This window comes from Phaeovulum sp. W22_SRMD_FR3 (assembly GCF_052113705.1).
Classification (GTDB): Bacteria; Pseudomonadota; Alphaproteobacteria; order Rhodobacterales; family Rhodobacteraceae; genus JBGQOG01.
Genome location: NZ_JBGQOG010000015.1, coordinates 1 through 15,585 on the forward strand (window position 1 = coordinate 1; position 15,585 = coordinate 15,585).

Annotated in this window: 18 protein-coding genes; 9 read left to right on the forward strand and 9 right to left on the reverse strand. The window is 63.9% G+C overall.

Annotated elements, in window-relative coordinates:
* Positions 1 to 73: 73 nt before the first annotated feature.
* The 6 genes from ACEN2S_RS16600 to ACEN2S_RS16625 form a co-directional block, all read right to left on the reverse strand.
* A complete protein-coding gene (locus tag ACEN2S_RS16600) occupies positions 74 to 205 on the reverse strand; it encodes a hypothetical protein (RefSeq protein ID WP_441867929.1) in 132 nt (43 codons plus the stop codon).
* 1,486 nt (positions 206 to 1,691) lie between these two features.
* On the reverse strand, positions 1,692 to 2,417 hold the full coding sequence (locus tag ACEN2S_RS16605; RefSeq protein WP_441867931.1) for a hypothetical protein: 726 nt from the start codon (positions 2,415 to 2,417) through the stop codon (positions 1,692 to 1,694).
* 2 nt (positions 2,418 to 2,419) lie between these two features.
* Complete coding sequence (locus ACEN2S_RS16610; RefSeq protein ID WP_441867933.1) at positions 2,420 to 2,992, reverse strand: hypothetical protein; 573 nt, start codon at positions 2,990 to 2,992, stop codon at positions 2,420 to 2,422.
* A gap of 170 nt (positions 2,993 to 3,162) precedes the next feature.
* A complete protein-coding gene (locus tag ACEN2S_RS16615) occupies positions 3,163 to 3,816 on the reverse strand; it encodes a hypothetical protein (RefSeq protein ID WP_441867935.1) in 654 nt (217 codons plus the stop codon).
* On the reverse strand, positions 3,813 to 4,235 hold the full coding sequence (locus tag ACEN2S_RS16620) for a hypothetical protein (RefSeq protein ID WP_441867937.1): 423 nt from the start codon (positions 4,233 to 4,235) through the stop codon (positions 3,813 to 3,815). Before ACEN2S_RS16620 ends, ACEN2S_RS16615 begins: the two co-directional genes overlap by 4 nt.
* A 263-nt stretch (positions 4,236 to 4,498) precedes the next feature.
* Positions 4,499 to 4,957, reverse strand: a complete 459-nt coding sequence (locus ACEN2S_RS16625) for a hypothetical protein (RefSeq protein WP_441867939.1) — start codon at positions 4,955 to 4,957, stop codon at positions 4,499 to 4,501.
* 320 nt (positions 4,958 to 5,277) lie between these two features.
* Here ACEN2S_RS16625 and ACEN2S_RS16630 point away from each other — a divergent pair, with 320 nt between their 5' ends.
* The 8 genes from ACEN2S_RS16630 to ACEN2S_RS16665 all read left to right on the forward strand — a co-directional run bounded on the left by ACEN2S_RS16630 (position 5,278) and on the right by ACEN2S_RS16665 (position 9,882).
* Positions 5,278 to 5,991: a S24 family peptidase gene (locus ACEN2S_RS16630; RefSeq protein WP_441867941.1), complete on the forward strand. Its 714-nt coding sequence runs from the start codon at positions 5,278 to 5,280 to the stop codon at positions 5,989 to 5,991.
* 310 nt (positions 5,992 to 6,301) lie between these two features.
* Entirely contained in the window at positions 6,302 to 6,556 is a 255-nt protein-coding gene (locus ACEN2S_RS16635) for a hypothetical protein (protein WP_441867943.1), read from the forward strand.
* A complete protein-coding gene (locus tag ACEN2S_RS16640) occupies positions 6,556 to 6,744 on the forward strand; it encodes a hypothetical protein (RefSeq protein ID WP_441867945.1) in 189 nt (62 codons plus the stop codon). The genes ACEN2S_RS16635 and ACEN2S_RS16640 overlap by 1 nt, the downstream gene beginning before the upstream one ends.
* 171 nt (positions 6,745 to 6,915) lie before the next feature.
* Positions 6,916 to 7,191, forward strand: coding sequence for a DUF2312 domain-containing protein (locus ACEN2S_RS16645; protein WP_441868140.1), 276 nt, complete (start codon positions 6,916 to 6,918; stop codon positions 7,189 to 7,191).
* Complete coding sequence (locus ACEN2S_RS16650; RefSeq protein WP_441867947.1) at positions 7,191 to 7,607, forward strand: hypothetical protein; 417 nt, start codon at positions 7,191 to 7,193, stop codon at positions 7,605 to 7,607. Before ACEN2S_RS16645 ends, ACEN2S_RS16650 begins: the two co-directional genes overlap by 1 nt.
* Before the next feature lie 101 nt (positions 7,608 to 7,708).
* A complete protein-coding gene (locus tag ACEN2S_RS16655; RefSeq protein ID WP_441867949.1) occupies positions 7,709 to 8,932 on the forward strand; it encodes a hypothetical protein in 1,224 nt (407 codons plus the stop codon).
* A gap of 1 nt (position 8,933) precedes the next feature.
* Positions 8,934 to 9,614, forward strand: coding sequence for a hypothetical protein (locus ACEN2S_RS16660; protein ID WP_441867951.1), 681 nt, complete (start codon positions 8,934 to 8,936; stop codon positions 9,612 to 9,614).
* Entirely contained in the window at positions 9,607 to 9,882 is a 276-nt protein-coding gene (locus tag ACEN2S_RS16665; RefSeq protein ID WP_441867953.1) for a pyocin activator PrtN family protein, read from the forward strand. Before ACEN2S_RS16660 ends, ACEN2S_RS16665 begins: the two co-directional genes overlap by 8 nt.
* 623 nt (positions 9,883 to 10,505) lie before the next feature.
* On the opposite strand, the gene ACEN2S_RS16670 is transcribed toward ACEN2S_RS16665, so the two are convergent.
* The 3 genes from ACEN2S_RS16670 to ACEN2S_RS16680 form a co-directional block, all read right to left on the reverse strand.
* A complete protein-coding gene (locus tag ACEN2S_RS16670) occupies positions 10,506 to 12,779 on the reverse strand; it encodes a methyl-accepting chemotaxis protein (RefSeq protein ID WP_441867954.1) in 2,274 nt (757 codons plus the stop codon).
* A 22-nt stretch (positions 12,780 to 12,801) separates the two neighbouring features.
* Positions 12,802 to 13,308 carry a hypothetical protein gene (locus ACEN2S_RS16675; protein ID WP_441867955.1) on the reverse strand — a complete coding sequence of 169 codons (507 nt, stop codon included), beginning with the start codon at positions 13,306 to 13,308 and terminating at the stop codon, positions 12,802 to 12,804.
* A 257-nt stretch (positions 13,309 to 13,565) separates the two neighbouring features.
* Complete coding sequence (locus ACEN2S_RS16680) at positions 13,566 to 14,279, reverse strand: TetR/AcrR family transcriptional regulator C-terminal domain-containing protein (RefSeq protein WP_441867957.1); 714 nt, start codon at positions 14,277 to 14,279, stop codon at positions 13,566 to 13,568.
* Positions 14,280 to 14,414: 135 nt separating this feature from the next.
* Here ACEN2S_RS16680 and ACEN2S_RS16685 point away from each other — a divergent pair, with 135 nt between their 5' ends.
* Positions 14,415 to 15,581, forward strand: a complete 1,167-nt coding sequence (locus ACEN2S_RS16685) for an HlyD family secretion protein (protein ID WP_441867959.1) — start codon at positions 14,415 to 14,417, stop codon at positions 15,579 to 15,581.
* Positions 15,582 to 15,585: the final 4 nt, after the last annotated feature.

Here is a 15,585-nt window from a genome sequence, read left to right on the forward strand (position 1 = left end):
CGGATGCTCCTCTCTCCACCTTTGCTCGCCACAATAGCGGCGGTTTGGCGGGAAGGCAGTTCATCCCATTAGCTCACTTGCGTGACTTTCCGGCCTCAGCCTTCAGCCAGCACGCCAACTTCTCGGCAAAGGGATCGAGTTTGCTCGGCCGCTCCGGCGTGGCGAAACGCGGCTCGATCGTGCCCGCGGCCAAATGTTTGGCCACAGTAATTTGCGACAGACCAGTCCGCCGCGCAATCTAGCGGATCGAAAAATTCTGACCCAAATACATCCGACGAATAATGTTCAAAAATCCCATGTGGATCACTCCGTTGCCCCCGCCGCTCATGGCTCAGGGGGAAGGTTAACATGGCTCACTTCTCAGTGGAAATTACGCGCCAACCCGGCTCAGTTCTGGGTGGAAATCAACACCGCAGTTCGGTGTCGCATCCCACAAGTGTAATACCGCTTGACTGGGACGCCTCCATTACCGAAGTCCAAGGCCAAGTTTCGGGCATGACTCTCACAAGTGGGCTTTTTTCTCCAATTCTCCGCGCGCGAAAACAAAGGAGCGGAGGACGGTTACTCTGCAAGCGCCCTCGATTTTCGGCCCCCCCCCGGGGGGTCAGCTGGATAGAAAGACCATTGACTATCTTTCGGCTGCGGCAACTTTTGCAGAGGTTTTGCTGATGATGCTGCATCCTACTCTGGAGCTAGAGCCTCAGGCAATCCCGGCACGGATCGAAGTGCCGCGTGCCCTTCTTCCCCGTAACGGGGCAAGTCGCTGCGCAATTCGCGAAGCTCCTCGTCAGCTCCCGTTGCACAACCCGCCGGAAATGCCAAAACTGTGACTCAGTGTCTCGCTCACGCTGGATAGAGCTTGGAGGCAACGTCATTTGGCCCTACGAACTGGCAATACTCCCCCCGTGCCAACCCAGAGAACCAATAGGAATAATATGAAATTCAACGCTTTCAGCAGCCAAGGTCTCATCGGTTTCGCGGGTGCCGGAGCCACTGCAGTTGTCTTGACGCCACTGTATTCCAGAGGCTTTGAACCGCTGGACCTAGCTTACTTAGTTGCTGCGATGCTTTTCGCAGCCCTCGCGACATTCTCATGGTGTGCGACTGCCTCAACTGCGGGGTTTGCCCGTATTCGAGCTTCGATTATGTTAGGCGCTGCGGCCTTCGCTACGCCAGCTATAGCCGTTTGGCGAGCGGTAAGCTCATTGGGCACGCCCGAAGGGGCAACAAAGTCACTGGCAGAGGGCGCGATCGCAACGCCATTTGGGTCACAGATCTCGTCTCCAGTTGCCTCAGCGCTCTTCTTAATTGGCTTGGTGTCGCTCGTGTTCGCGGCCGCTCAGTTTATCGTGTCATCACGGGATCTTGACGAGAACTATGACTGACCGGCCTCTGCACTTTCGTTCAGCTGCGATCAGAGCCCTTTTGGTTTATGCCCTGTGTAAAAACTTTTGGACCATCTAAATCCCGAGGTTTCGGCCTTGGTCACGGCAATGAGCTGTTGACGCCACCGGCCAACTGCAGCACGCCCTTTTGCCGCGCCCGCGTCGATCGGCTCTACGGCCATCATGCACAGTGCTTGCTCCTTGCTGCGCCAGACACGACCGACGGCATAGGGCGACCGGGACAAGCCAATCGCTGCACGGCTGACGAACGGCAGGAGCGGACCGGCCGCCCCTCCGCCCTGCCCCTCATCGCCGCCCTGCCCCGGCCATCCGGTCCAGCGCCGCGCCCAGTGCCGCCCGCAGTGCCTCGCGGTTCTTCCCGTCCGACACCCAGCCAAACCGCGTGAGCACCGCGCTCAGCGTCAGCTCCTCCAGGCAGACGGCATCCACCAGCGCCATATCGCTGATGATGCCCCGCGCGGCAGCGCCCCGGGCGGAGGGCCGGATCCGGCGGATCTGCATGGCGACGCCGGTTCCGACACGTGTGCGCAGGCGGCGGATGTCATCGCCTTCGGCCACAAAGGCATCCATGAACTCACCGCCCTTGCCCGAGCTGCCGGTGCGCTGCTCGAGGCGGGAGCAGCGGATGCCGCCCGCCGAATGCCGCTCGACCAGCAGGCGGTAGCGGCGCGCCACGGCGACTTGCGCGGAGGTGAACGGCGCGGGCAGGCCTTTGGCGGCCGCCTTGCGCGCCATATCGTCAAAGATATCCAGCGCGGCCACGGCGGTGCGGCCACGGTATCCGGCGGGCTCGGCCTGCCAGCCCTGTTTGCCGCCCGGCACCATCACCACCGGCTGGAACGCCCGGGCGGCGCCGCGCGCCGGGGCGACCGGGATCTCCGGGCCACAGCTTTCCGGCGGCGTTGCATCTGCGAGGATCTTCGCCAGCCGTACCTTCTCTGCCGCAAGGCGCGCTCTGCCCGCTTCCGTTGCCGTGGTGCGCACCGCTGCCGCTTGTTTCTTCTGTGCCATCATCATGCCGCCTGCCCTTCTTCATTGTTTTTTGCCGCCGATTGCAGCGCTTCGACCTCCGCGAGGTCCGCGTGCCACCGTGCCAGCCAGTGTTGTTCTTCCGGGTCTGCCCGCCCGACCCCGATCCGCTCGCGCACCCGCTCACGGCGGCGGCGGTTGGCCTCTGCCTCCTGGCGCAGCTGCGCGATGATGTATTTCCCCGGCGGCGGGCCGAGGCGCCGGGCGACCTGATAAAGCTCAACCGCCCAGCCCTCGTCCCGCGCCTGCCGCCCCATCGCCGACTGGATCAGACTGCGGGGATAATCGCTGAAGGCGGGCGGGGGGCATTGCAGCGCATAGGCCCAGGCGATGATCAGCGCCGCATCCGGCCAGATCCCCTTGCCCGCGTGCCGCAGCACCAGATCATGCAGCCCACGCAGGTTCTGCGCCGTCATATAGGCCAGGCGCTCAGTCAGCTTCACAAGTGCCGCCTCATGCGCCTCGGCGCCCAACCCGCGCTTGCGCCCAAGGCCCGCCAAAGGCGTGATCAACAGCGCCTTCACCCGCGCCCGGTCTTCTGCTTTTGCCTCACGCATCACCGCAGCCCTTTCTCAGCAGATCCCGAGTTATCCACAGGCACGGCCCGCCGGAGTGCCACGGCACGGAAGGTGTTTTTTGATTTCATTTCCTATCCTTTCCTTTAGGCCGGAACTGTTCCCGAACAGTGCTGGAACGTTCCGGAACAGTAATTACTGTTCCGGGAACACTAATTATTGAATGTTTCGAAGCGCTTGCGACCGGAGCCGAACCAGCCCTGTGCGCCCGCATGCGCCAAGGCCCGCTCATAAACCGCACGGGTGCGCCGGTTGCTGCGGCAGGTCTCCAGCAGCCAATCGTCCATGCGGGTGATCAGAACCTCTTCGCCGATCACATCGCGGCTGCAGCCCAACTCGGTCAGCGCCTCGCGCAACCGGCGCTGCCGCTGATAGACCGCCTTATCGGCATTGCTGGCCTCGCGCAGATCGCGCTTCTCAATCGCCGCCATCGCGACTTCCAGCACCACCGGATGCATCAGCCGGATCTCATCGCCGCAGCGGCAGCGCTGCCATTGGTGCAGCGGGCCGATGCTGCGGGCGCGCAGATCCTTCCAGCTCGCCAGATCAATCCGCAGGATTTTGGACAGTCGCAGGTCATCATCCGGCAAGGTGCCGATGGGCGTTTGCTTCTGCGCGTAATCGAACAGCGCCCGCGCCACGCCCTGCACCTCATAGCTGGCGAGCAGATGCAGGTCCGAGGCCAGGAACTGATCGTGCCGCCACATGGTGAAGTAATGAGCGGTCAGCCGGGCGCTCGGATCGATGGGATATTCCGGCAACTCGCTCGTCTCGATCAGATGCGGTCCGGCGCGCGCGGGGATCATGCCGCCACCTTCGCCGCTTTGGCCTTCGGCCCGACCGCCGCGCGGATCGCCTCAAGCCGTGCGGTCATCTTGTCCACCCGGCCCTGCACCTCGGCCAGACCGGCGAGCGCGGTGGTCAGCGCCTGCACCCCGGCCTCGGCTGCTTTCGCGCGGTCCCGCGCCAGCAGCCGCCAGTCGCGCATCTCGGCGAGCAGCGCCGACATCTCGTCATTGCTGCCATCCGGGCCAAACATCGCATCGCGGATCTCGGCCACCCAGCCCGGCATCACGCCACCGCCGAGCGCCTCGGCAATCGTGGCATCGGTATCCGTGCCGCGATAGCGTTCGGCCGCCACATCATAGGCCAGCTCCAGCATCTGCACGATCTCGCGTCGCTGCTCACGGCTAGGCGCGCGCAAAGGGGTCACCTGTTTTGTCATCGCGATTTCCTTTGGTTTGTCGGCGGGCTTTGCAGCTGGCGTTGCCAAACCGGCCCGCCGCTTTGCCTCACAGCTCGGGCAGCAAAGCCGCCCCCTGGTCTCAGCCCAGCCCCTCAGAGCCAGTTTGCGCAGCACCCCTGCCCGGTTCACCGCGCCGCGCGCGCCGCCCCGGCTGGTATTTTCGGCCGCCACCACCTCCTCGCGGCCGCAGCCGTCACAGCCCGCCCGCACCCGCGGCGCGCCGGGGCCGTCGATCTTGCGGATCATGTCAGCGCCTCGATCTCGGCGATCCGCGCGTCGATGCTCTCGACCAGCGCCGCGAAGGCATCCCGCCCTTCCGCCGCCTCGCGCCGGGCATCGGCCAGCGCCTCCAGACTGCGGCAATCCTCGGCCACCATCGCCGCCGAGAGCGCCTCGCCGCTTTCCTTCGAGGCGATCGAGGCCTGCACCAACACGCTCAGCGCCTTGCGGGCCTTGCGCGCCGGGCTGATCAGATAGCGCCCCATCAATTCGTCAAAGATGATCGGCGCCCCGGCGGCGATCTGCACCACCTGCACATCGGCCAAGGTCCATTCGGCATTGCCGTTCATCTTGCGGCTCACCGTGGCGGTGCTGGGCTCGGTGCCCATATAGCCGAGGTAGTTCACGCGAAACGCCTCACCGCCCATGCGCGAGATCATGCTGCGCATCAGGCTGTGGGCGATCTGAAGATCTGCATTCATGGCTTCGCCTTGGAAAAGGGTTTTCCTTTGCTGACCGCGCCAACACGCGCAGACAGAGGGTATGGAAGAGAACCAGCCATCACGCGGCATCCTCAGAGACCGGGGGCGGAGCCGGGTTCGCAGCCATATAGGCCCGGACCCGGTCCGCCACCGCCATGGTCGGGCTGGAGCGCCCCGCGCACCAGCCGTCCCAAGTTCCCCAATTGGCCTTGATCGCGTCACGCAGGATGGCCTGTGGCGACCGCCTCTTTGCGGAGGCATAAGCCTCGATGTCTCGGATGAATTGTTCCATAGCCCAAAAATGGGGATACTTCCCTAAAATGTCAAAGGGATTCTTCCCCATATCCGCCCAAGCTGAAATGGGGCAACTTCCCTATATGCAACAGCGTGACCTAGACGCCTTCGTGCGCGGACTTCAGATTGCAATGGACCAGGAAGGCTGGAGAGCTGCTCCGCTATCGGAAGCAGCTGGTCTTGGCACAACTGCGGTGCGCGACCTGTTCAGAAAGGCGTCTTCACCCAAAGTCTCAACCGCCTATGCACTTGCCTCGGTACTGGGAAGAACCGTCGACGATTTGATCGCTCTGGGCATGAATGATGGTGGCGAAAGCTACGCCGCCCGAGCCATAGCCGTTGCGGGCAAAGTCGGCGCCGGGGCATCTGTCGATCTGGTGGACGCGCATGAAAAGGGCGATGGCCTCTATCTGGTCGCCTGCCCACCTCAACTTTCGCCGCATGGCATGGTCGCAGTTGAGGTAGAGGGCGACAGCATGGCACCCACATATTCTCCCGGAACTGTGCTGTTTTACAGCAGGCAGGCTCTGGGCATTCCGACAGAAGCAATCGGACGGATTTGCGTATGTGAAGATGCCGACGGAAAAGCATGGGTGAAGGTTATCAAACTTGGCGTGACCGAGGGCACCTTCAGCCTGATTTCATTGAACCCCGAAGCTGGCAACCTGCATGGCGTTCAGTTGAAATGGGCCGCTCCAGTGAAGTTTTCCCTGCCCAAAGAGTTCATCAAGAAGCTTTAGGATACAAAGCTCGCACCGCGAATGGCAGCACCGAGCCGCGCGGCAAGAGCGAGTCAGACTCCATCTCGGTTACCCGAAAGCAATCACTCGCGTGATCGCGAATAGTTGGTTCCCTGCCCAAATCTTTCCAAAACGCCCCTGAAGACGCGGTGACGATGCTGATTCACGGCATCTATGGCGAGGTTTTGACGGGAAATCTCACTAAAGGGGAATCAAGAAAAGCACACAAATTGGGGAAACTTCCCTTTTTATTGTTGACGAAGGGAAGCTTCCCCATATTCTAGCTCCATCACAACCGATGGAGCTGCCCATGTCTGCCCCTCACAATGTCATCTCGCTGGACGCGGTCCGCGCGCATAACGACGCTCAAATCGAGCCCTTCACCCTCTACCGCGCGGCCAATGCCCGGAACTGGTATGGCTCGGCGCCGCAGCTGGCGGAGGAGACCGGCATCGCCGTCAGCCGCATCCGCAAGATCCTGCGCAGCCGTCGCTGGTATCTCAAACCCGACGCGCTGACCGAAGAGCGGGACGAGCCGCTGCCGCTCACGCTGGAGTTCCGCTGATGCCGGATCCCGACCGCTCCCCCCGCTTTCTGAACCTGCGCCATCCGCCCGAGCATCGCCCGAGCCGCTGGCCCAGCGTCCTCCTGCTGGCGCTGATCTGCCTCGGTGGGCTGGTCTTCGCCCGCGCCGCCCTCGCCACCGCTGTCTCGCTGCGGATCACGCTGGAGACCGGCGCGCCCCGCCATTGAACAACCGCGCGGGCCAACCGCGCCACCTGCCCCGGCGCCGTTGACGCTCCTCCCCGGCCGCCGGGGCCCTTTCTTCCCGAGGTTCAGATGCCCCAAGATGACACCCCCGCTTTGGCGGCCCAAATCGGCGCGGCCCACGACCGTCTGCGCCAGGAACAGGGCAAGCCGCCGATGAAGGACGATCCGGATTTCCGCAAACACAACCAGACCGCCTTCACCGTCACTGCGGACGAGCTGCGGCAGTTCATCGAGCAATATGAGCAGCTTGAAGCCGAGAAGAAGGACATCACCGATCAGAAGAAGGAGGTCATGGCCGAGGCCAGGGGCCGCGGCCACGACACCAAGGTGATCCGGAAGATCATCGCCGAGCGCAAGCGCGACAAGAACGATTTGGCCGAGGAACAGGCCATCATGGACCTCTACAAAGCCGCTTTGGGGATGGTGTGATGCGTGTAAACCGCCAGCTGACCTGCCAGCACTTCGATCACATCGATCATGCGCTCGGGCGTCCGGTTGACCCGATGGCAGACAGCCACCGGAACCACTTTGCAACCGAAGAGGGCGCGCTGGCCGCAGGTTTCCGGGCCTCGCCGCATTGGCACCATGATGGCGCGATGGGCGGGATGCTCTGCTTCTCGGTCACCACCGAAGGCCGGAAGGCCCTGCGGCAGCATCTGCGGGAGATCGGCGACAGGCACCGGCTCTATACCGTCAGCTGGGGTGGTTTTGACATGGCGCAGATCGCCACCAGCCGCAGCAAGGCGCGCTATGCGAAATACCGCGATGTTTCGGACAGCGCCCCCGATCTGACCTTCAAGGCATTCGCAGCTTCGGCCCGCGTTCGCCTCGCCCCGCGCGTATAGCCCGCAGTCGGCCTGACGCCGCATGCCGGGGACCGCACCTGCGCGCAGCCCCGGCCAACCCCTCCCCGACGCCATAGTGCAACCCCTGACAGGAACCCCCGATGACCCTCCACGCAAAGATCCCCCCGGCACCTCCGACGGCCACCGTGACCCCAAAGATCCTCGCCCGCGCCACCGTCGAGCTGGCCGCCTTCCGCCGCATGGTCCGGCTGGCGCATCAGATCACCCCGCGCGTCTCTGCGGTGCCGATCCTCAACTGCGCGCTGATGACCATTGCCGATGGCACGCTGAACCTGCGCGCCACCGATCTCGACACCCATCTGTCGCAAAGCATCGCGGCGGAAACCGTGGCCGGGATCAGCCTGCCGGTGCGCACGGCCACCCTCGCCGCCTTTGCCAGCGCCGCCAGCGGCCGGGTGACGGTTGAGCTGCAAAGCGATCCGGACGGCCTCGCGCCCGCCCTCCTCAGCCTGCGCGACGGCGATCTGACCCTGCGCCACCGCTGCATGATGTCCGCCGGGGATTTTCCCGCGATCCCCACCGGCACCGGTCCCGTTCTGGCCTGGGAGCAGACCCCGGACAGCCTGTACCGGCTGATCGCCCTTTCCCGGCACTGCATCAGCACCGAGGAGACCCGCTATTGTCTCAACGGCATCTTCCTGACCACAAAGCCCGGCGCCAGCACGCTCCGCGCCATCGCGACCGACGGCCACCGCCTCGCCTGTATCGACAGTGAGGTGCAGGCCGATTTTGCGGCGCTGCAAGCGGCTGACGGCACCCCGCACAGCCAGCAGTTGGGGGTGATCGTGCCCCGCCCGCTCGTCCAAATCCTGCATCAACTCACCCGCAAGGGCGGCAAAGACCGCGTGCAGGTCACGGCGCAGGGCCAGCTGCTGAGCATCGACCTGCCCGGCATCAGCATCATCGCCAAAACCATCGACGGCACCTACCCAGATTACACGCGGGTGATCCCCGAGGCCTCCTCGGCCATCACCGCGCATCTGACCAAGACCCAGCTGACCCGGCTGCACCGCGCTGCCGCCGCCCTCGAGGACCGCTATGAAGCGCGCCCCGCCCGGCTCGACATCGGCGCCCGCCGGATCAGCGTCGCAGGCGGTGACGGCAATTCCGTCAGCCTGCCGCTGCAGGTCACCGCCGCCGAGGGCACCGCGCAGGAGGCCTTCGGCTATGACCTGCGCTACCTCCTCGCGCAGGCCAGCGCGACACCGGCCTTCACCATCCGGGCCGAAAGCCGCGACCACCCCGCTCTTCTGCTCGGGGAAGATCCGCTGGCGATCTTTGTCCTGATGCCGATGCGGGTGTGACATGAAGCGCGCAAACAAACCGATGCGCATCCTGATCGGCTGCGAGACCTCGGGCGTGATGCGCCGGGCCTTTGCCGCGCGCGGACATGACGTGTGGTCCTGCGATCTGCTGGCGGCCGAGGATGGCAGCAACCGCCACATCCGGGGCGACGTGCGGGATCACCTGCACGACGGCTGGGACATGCTTGCGGTGATGCATCCACCCTGCACACGCCTCTGCAATTCGGGCGTCCGCTGGCTCCACGTCCCGCCGCCCGGCCGCACTGGCGCCGAAATGCAGGCCGAGCTGGAAGCGGGCGCCGCGCTCTTCTCAGACTGCTGGCGCGCACCGATCCCGCGCATCGCCATCGAGAACCCGGTGATGCACCGCCACGCCCGGGCCCTGCTGCCCGCCGATCTGCCAAAGCCGCAGATCGTGCAGCCCTGGTGGTTTGGCGAGCCCTTCTTCAAGGCGACCGGCTTCTATCTGCGCCGCCTCGCCCCGCTGACCGCCAGCAACCGCCTTACACCGCCCAAGAAGGCACAGGAGCCAGACCGGCACAAAGCATGGTCCGCGATCCACCGCGCCCCGCCCGGGCCGGATCGCTGGAAATTCAGATCCCGCAGCTTCACCGGCATCGCCGAAGCCTGCGCAAACCAATGGGGCGGATATGCCCAGGAACAGGAGGCCCGACATGGGTAAACAAGGCATCAACACAGTTTGGCTTCTTATGGCGCAGTATGATGGCCGGGCGATGATCCCGGTGGATCAGGTGTGTAAGGATTTTTTTGGAGCGCTCTCGCTGCCTGTATTCCTGCGCAAGGTCTCATCAGGCGAGATCCCGCTTCCACTGGCTCGGATGGAAGGCAGTCAGAAGTCTGCGAAGATGGTGCATATAAACGATCTGGCGATATACATCGACGCGAGGGCCAACGAAGCGCGGCGCGAGGCAGCAAGCTTGGCAAGGTAGCTTGCTAAGCTTTTGCTAAAAGCAGGGACTAGACGGTCAATATCCTGTATTTTATTGAAAAAAATACGATATCGTCCAATCCATCATCGGGGCCACCGAAAGGCGTGCAGCGGCCCGGGCCTTGTTTGACATGCTCATATCCAAGACTCACCCTTGATCCGGCCCTGCCCGGCATCCTTGTTGATCCGCACGATCGCGCCGACCGCCCCCCCCGGAGGGGCATCGGCAAAGAAGAACCCGCCCGCATTTCCGGGAAACCGGCGGCTGGCATCACCTAACCGTTCCACCCGGGAAAAGGAACCCCCGCAGGGGTGAAGCGGGCGGTGACGCGGGGGTGACGCGGGCAGTGACGCGAACGGTGTCCCCCAAGGGGCGCGCGGAGAATGCCCCGGCACCTGTGGCGCCGTCGCGCTGTGCCCGGGTGGATAGGCATGCGAGGGCGGCCACCTGGCGGGGCGGGCGGCACCGGCGGCACCGGCGCGGTGAAGAGCGCCCCATGCTCCCTGAAAAGCGGTGTTCTTGTAAAAAAGCGGCCGGTCGAAAACCTTGTGCAACGGAAACCGGCACGAAAGATGGCCCCGCCGTAGCGAGGCCCCCTGATCCGGTGCGAGAGCGGCCCTGCGTCAGGCCGCGGCGCGGGCGCTGGTCGGTGCGGGACGCGGCGCCGCCTCTTCCCAGCCCTGAAAGCGCCCGATGGTATTGGCCAGGCGTTGCGCCGAATGGGTCAGCGATTGGGTGGCCGCACTGGTTTGTTCAAACATGGCCGCGTTTTGCTGGGTCGATTGATCCAGCTGCCCGACGGCATGATTGATCTCGTCAATCCCGCTGGCCTGTTCGCCCGCCGAGACCGCAATCTCGGCAACCTGCACGGAGATGCTGCCGACGCTTTGGGCAATGGCGGTCAGCACGGCCCCGGCCTGATCGACCATCGCTACCCCCTCTTTCACCTGTTTGCCGCTTTCCGAAATCAGCGCATTGATCTCACGTGCGGCCTCGGACGAGCGTTGGGCCAGGGCGCGGACTTCCGAGGCGACCACTGCAAAGCCACGGCCGGAATCCCCCGCCCGCGCCGCCTCAACCCCGGCATTCAGCGCCAGAAGGTTAGTCTGGAAGGCGATGTCGTCGATCACGGTGATGATCTTGGAAATGGATTCCGACGATTTCTCGATCTTGACCATCGCATCCACCGCCCGGTGCACGATGTCCTGACTATCCACCGCCTTCGACTTGGCATCCTCCACCATGGTGCGCGCCAGATTGGCACCCGCAGCCGCCGATTTCACCGAGGATGTCAGCTCTTCCAGCGCCGAGGCCGTCTCTTCCAGCGCCGCCGCCGATTGCTCGGTCCGGCGCGAGAGGTCGTTGGCCGCGCTGGTGATCTCGCCCGCTTCGGTGCCAATCGCACCGCTGCTTTCATGGATGTCGCGCACCATGCGCTTCAAGGCGGCAACCGCGGAGTTGAAATCCATCCGCAGCCGTTTGTAGCTTTCGTCAAACAGCACCTCGATCGAGGCGTTCAGATCCCCCTCGGCGAGTTTGCGCAGACCATTGGCCAGCTCCTCCACCACCTGTGCCTGCGCCTGAGCCTGCGCTTCACGCTCCCGGTCATTGGCGGCGCGCAATTCGGCCATCCGGGCCTCTTCCGCGCGGCGGGTCTCAGCGTCCTTGCGGGCGGCGTCGAGTTCACGCTGACGCTCGCGCTCAAGCCGGGCGCGCCGTTCGGCTTTCGCCGCCTCGCGCGCGGCCTGATTGGCCGCCTCCAGCGCGATGCGCTCCAACCCGTTCTGCCGGAAGGTTTCCGAGGCCTTGGCGATGTCGCCGATTTCATCGACACGGGTGCTGTGCGGCACCACCACGTCGAAGCGCCCTGCCCCCATCTCACCGATGGTGCCCGCCAACTCGCGCAGCGGGGCGCCGATCCGGCGGGTGGTGCGCAGCGCCAGATAGCCCGCGCCCCCCATCCCCAGCGTGAACACCGCCGCGACGCCGATGATGATCTGCCAGCCCAGCGACACAACTTCCTTCAGGCGCTGCGTGGTGGTGAGCACGGCCGAGGATTTCATCTCCCGCGCGATGCTGGTGAAGGCCTGCATGCTGTCGTGCAATTTGCCCAAGGCCGCGGTCTCGGCGGCTTTGGCGGCCAGCTCCTGCTCTTCGACCAGCGTGGACAGCTGCGCCAGCGAGCGGTCGAGCTTGGTGACCCGGCGCGATTCCATCCGCACGAGCTGCGCCTCTGCATTATCCCCGGCGGGGGCCAGCTCCTCGGCGACATAGGTCACCAGCCCGGCCTCATTGGCCCCGAATTTATCGAGCGCTGCCGCCAGTTCCGCGTTCGGCGCGGTAAAACCGGGCCGCCAGACCGCAAAGCTGGTTTGCGCCGGATCCATCGGCACATGGCCGAATACACCAAACCGGGCCGCCTGAGCGACGATTTTCAGGTAATGCGCATTCTCCACCGTCACCATATTGATGAAATCGGTCAGCAGATATTCGCGCCCCTTGAAGTCAAAGTGATAGGCCGCGGCGGCACTATGCGCGACAAGGCCCGCCCGGACATCGGCCTCAAACACCGCGAAATCGGCGGTCAGCGCGCTGTTGTCGCCCCGCGCGATCATCTCGCTGAGCGTGTCCAGCAGGGACAGGATCTCGGCTTCCTTCGCGGTATCGCTTCTGGTGCCGATGAAATAGCTGACGATGAGCGTTTCCAGCTGGGCCGCGCGCAGGGAAATATCCGTCGAGGTCAACGCCATCGGCAAATCCCGCGCCACCGCCTCATCGGTTTTTCCGGCGATGGAACGGGCCCCCAGAATGCCCATGCCGCCGATCAGAGCGGCGATCACCAGAATGGCGCTGAACGCGGTCACCAACTGGGCAGAGATTGATTTATTCTTGAACATCAATGTTCTCCGGCCGGGCGCATCAGTTGAGGTGCTTGATATGTTCGACGACTTCGGACAATTCATCGACAACCTGATCCAGGTCATCCTCATTGCCGGTCGCCTTGTAATCGCGCAGCGCAATCACCGCTGTCGCAGGGTGCACCATCGTGTCCATATGGCTGAGTTCGGGGCTGAAATGGTCAAAGTCGTGAATGTTCAGCCCGACGCGCTGCAAGGCCGCCCCCTCGTGCCATTGCGCTTCAATCTGGGGCAGCGTGAGGTCGGACATATGCGGGGCCTCGTCGGCGACAAAGGTCAACAGCGGCGCTGATTCCGGATGCTCCTTGGCGTAATCGCGCGCGCCCTGCACCCCCAGTTGCACCAGCGTCTCCTGCTGGGCGATCAGCGCATCGACGTCAATCTTGCCGCTTTGAATGGCGATGATGGTGTCCACCACCACCGCTTTATATTGCTTCACATCAAGCGCAGCGCCGGGGCTGGCCATCAGGCATAGCGAAAGTACACAGAGCGGGCGCGCAATATGCATCGGATCCTCGTGACAGAAAATGCGGGTAAACTTCTGCCACGTGACTAGCGCCTAAATCCTAAAAATACCTTTCACGTCGCGGACCGGTCAGGCGGTGCGACGAACGGTCAGACACAAGGTAAAGTTGTTTTATTCCGGTATTTTACAAGCATGAGTAAATGCTGTCTTCCGCCCTTCGGAGCGTCCCGGATGCCCCTTGCGCACCCCCGGTCTCGCCCCTTCGCGCGGGCAGGTATCACTCCGGTCTCGCCCGGGTCTTATCCGGGGCGGCGGCCGTAATAGCTCATGAACATTTCGACGGCGGAACCGACCACATGCGCGCATTCTTCCGCGGTGGGGGCTTCGCTGCGGGCACCGAACAGGCGGCTTTTGAACAGGCCGGAGTTGCACAGATCAATGAATTGCGCCGCCGCGCGCCGCGTGTCGGCAATCACCAGCGTCCCGGCCGCCACTTCGCGCTCCAGATAGGCCTGCAGCGCCCCGATGCCGCGGTTCGCGCCGCCTTCGTAAAAATTCACGCCCATTTCCGGCATCCGCTCACAAATGCCCAGAACGATGCGATGGGCGCGGATCACCTTGTCGGAACACAGAATGCCCGCCAGACGCTGGCCGTAGCGCAAGAGCTTGTCCGCCACCGCTCCCTCGCCCTTCAGCAAATCGGCCGTGCCGCGCAGCAGGTCTTCGCGCTCTTGCTCAATCAGCGCGGCGAACAGGTCTTCCTTGCCCTGAAAATAGACATAGAGCGTGCCTTTCGACACCCCGGCTTCGCGGCTGATGTCGCTCATGCTGGCACCGTCAAACCCCAGAGTGGTAAAGACTTTTTCGGCGCCGGCCATGATCTGCTGGCGTTTGGTCGGATCCTCGCCGGCCGGACAGCGCCCGGCCGAGGCTTCGGCAGCACCCGCCGTCTTGCCCCGTCCCATGCCCGCCGCATCCGGGCAGGCCGCCATCGTCGCGTCCTTGATCGTCATATCTGCCATCCCTGCCATTTGGCCCCCGAAACAAATCGAACCACCCAGTTCGATTAATACTTGATTTGGACCCTGTACCGCTCTAAGTCAAGCACCGAACCAGCCGGTTCGATCACAATTTCAAGGGCACCTCCCATGACCCAGACACCGAAACAGACCACAGGCGGCACCGAACCGGCGACCACCACCGTGAAACCCTTTCCCGCCCGTCCCGAGGCGGAGCGCGAGGCCCCCGCGGCCGCGGCCCCGGCCACGCCGAAGAAATCGCGCAAGAAGCTGGTCTTTGGCGTGATCGGCCTCTTGGCGCTGAGCGCGGCGGGCTACTACGGCTATAATTACTGGACCACCGGCCGCTTCATGGTCGAGACGGATGACGCCTATCTGCAGGCCGACATCTCGCTCGTCTCCTCGCGCATTCAGGGCTATGTCAGCGCGGTGAATGTCGTTGAAAACCAAAGCGTCAAAGCCGGTGATGTGCTGCTGACGCTGGATGATGGCGACTATACGATCGCGCTGGCCACCGCGCAGAACAAGCTGGTGACGCTGCAAGAAACCCTGAAACGCATCGACGCGCAGGAACATGCGGCAGAGGCGACCGTGGCACAGGCCGTGGCCGCGAAACAGGCCGCCGATGCCACCTTGCGCAATGCCACCACCACGGTGGAGCGGACGCGCGAACTGGCGCAGACGCGCGTGGCCTCGCAGGCCTCGCTCGATGATGCCGAAGCAGCGCTGGACACGGCCAAGGCCAATCAGGCCTCTGCCGAGGCGCAGATTGCCATTGCCGAGGCCAATGTCGCCGTGATCCGCGCCGAGCGGGTCGAGACGGCGGGCAGCCAGCGTGAGATGGAACTGGCGGTGAAACAGGCGCAGCGCGACCTTGATCTGACCAAATTGCGCGCGCCCTTTGACGGGGTGATCACCAATACCGCGATGGAACTGGGCGATCTGGTCAGCGCGGGCACCCGTCTGGCCGCCGTTGTCCCCACGAATGACATCTATATCGAGGCCTATTTCAAAGAGACCCAGCTGAGCGAGATCGGCGTCGGGGCCAAGGCGCATGTCACCATCGACGCCATCGAGGACAAGAGTTTCGAAGGCGAGGTGACCTCGATTGCTCCGGCGACGGGGGGCACTTTCTCGCTGCTGCCCGCCGACAATGCGACCGGCAACTTCACCAAGGTCGTGCAGCGGGTGGCGGTGCGGATCGCCCTGCCCGCCGAAGCGATGGCCGATCATGATCTGCGCGCCGGTCTGAGTGCGGTGGTCGAGATCGACAGCCGCACCAAAGCGGCCGAGTAAGCAC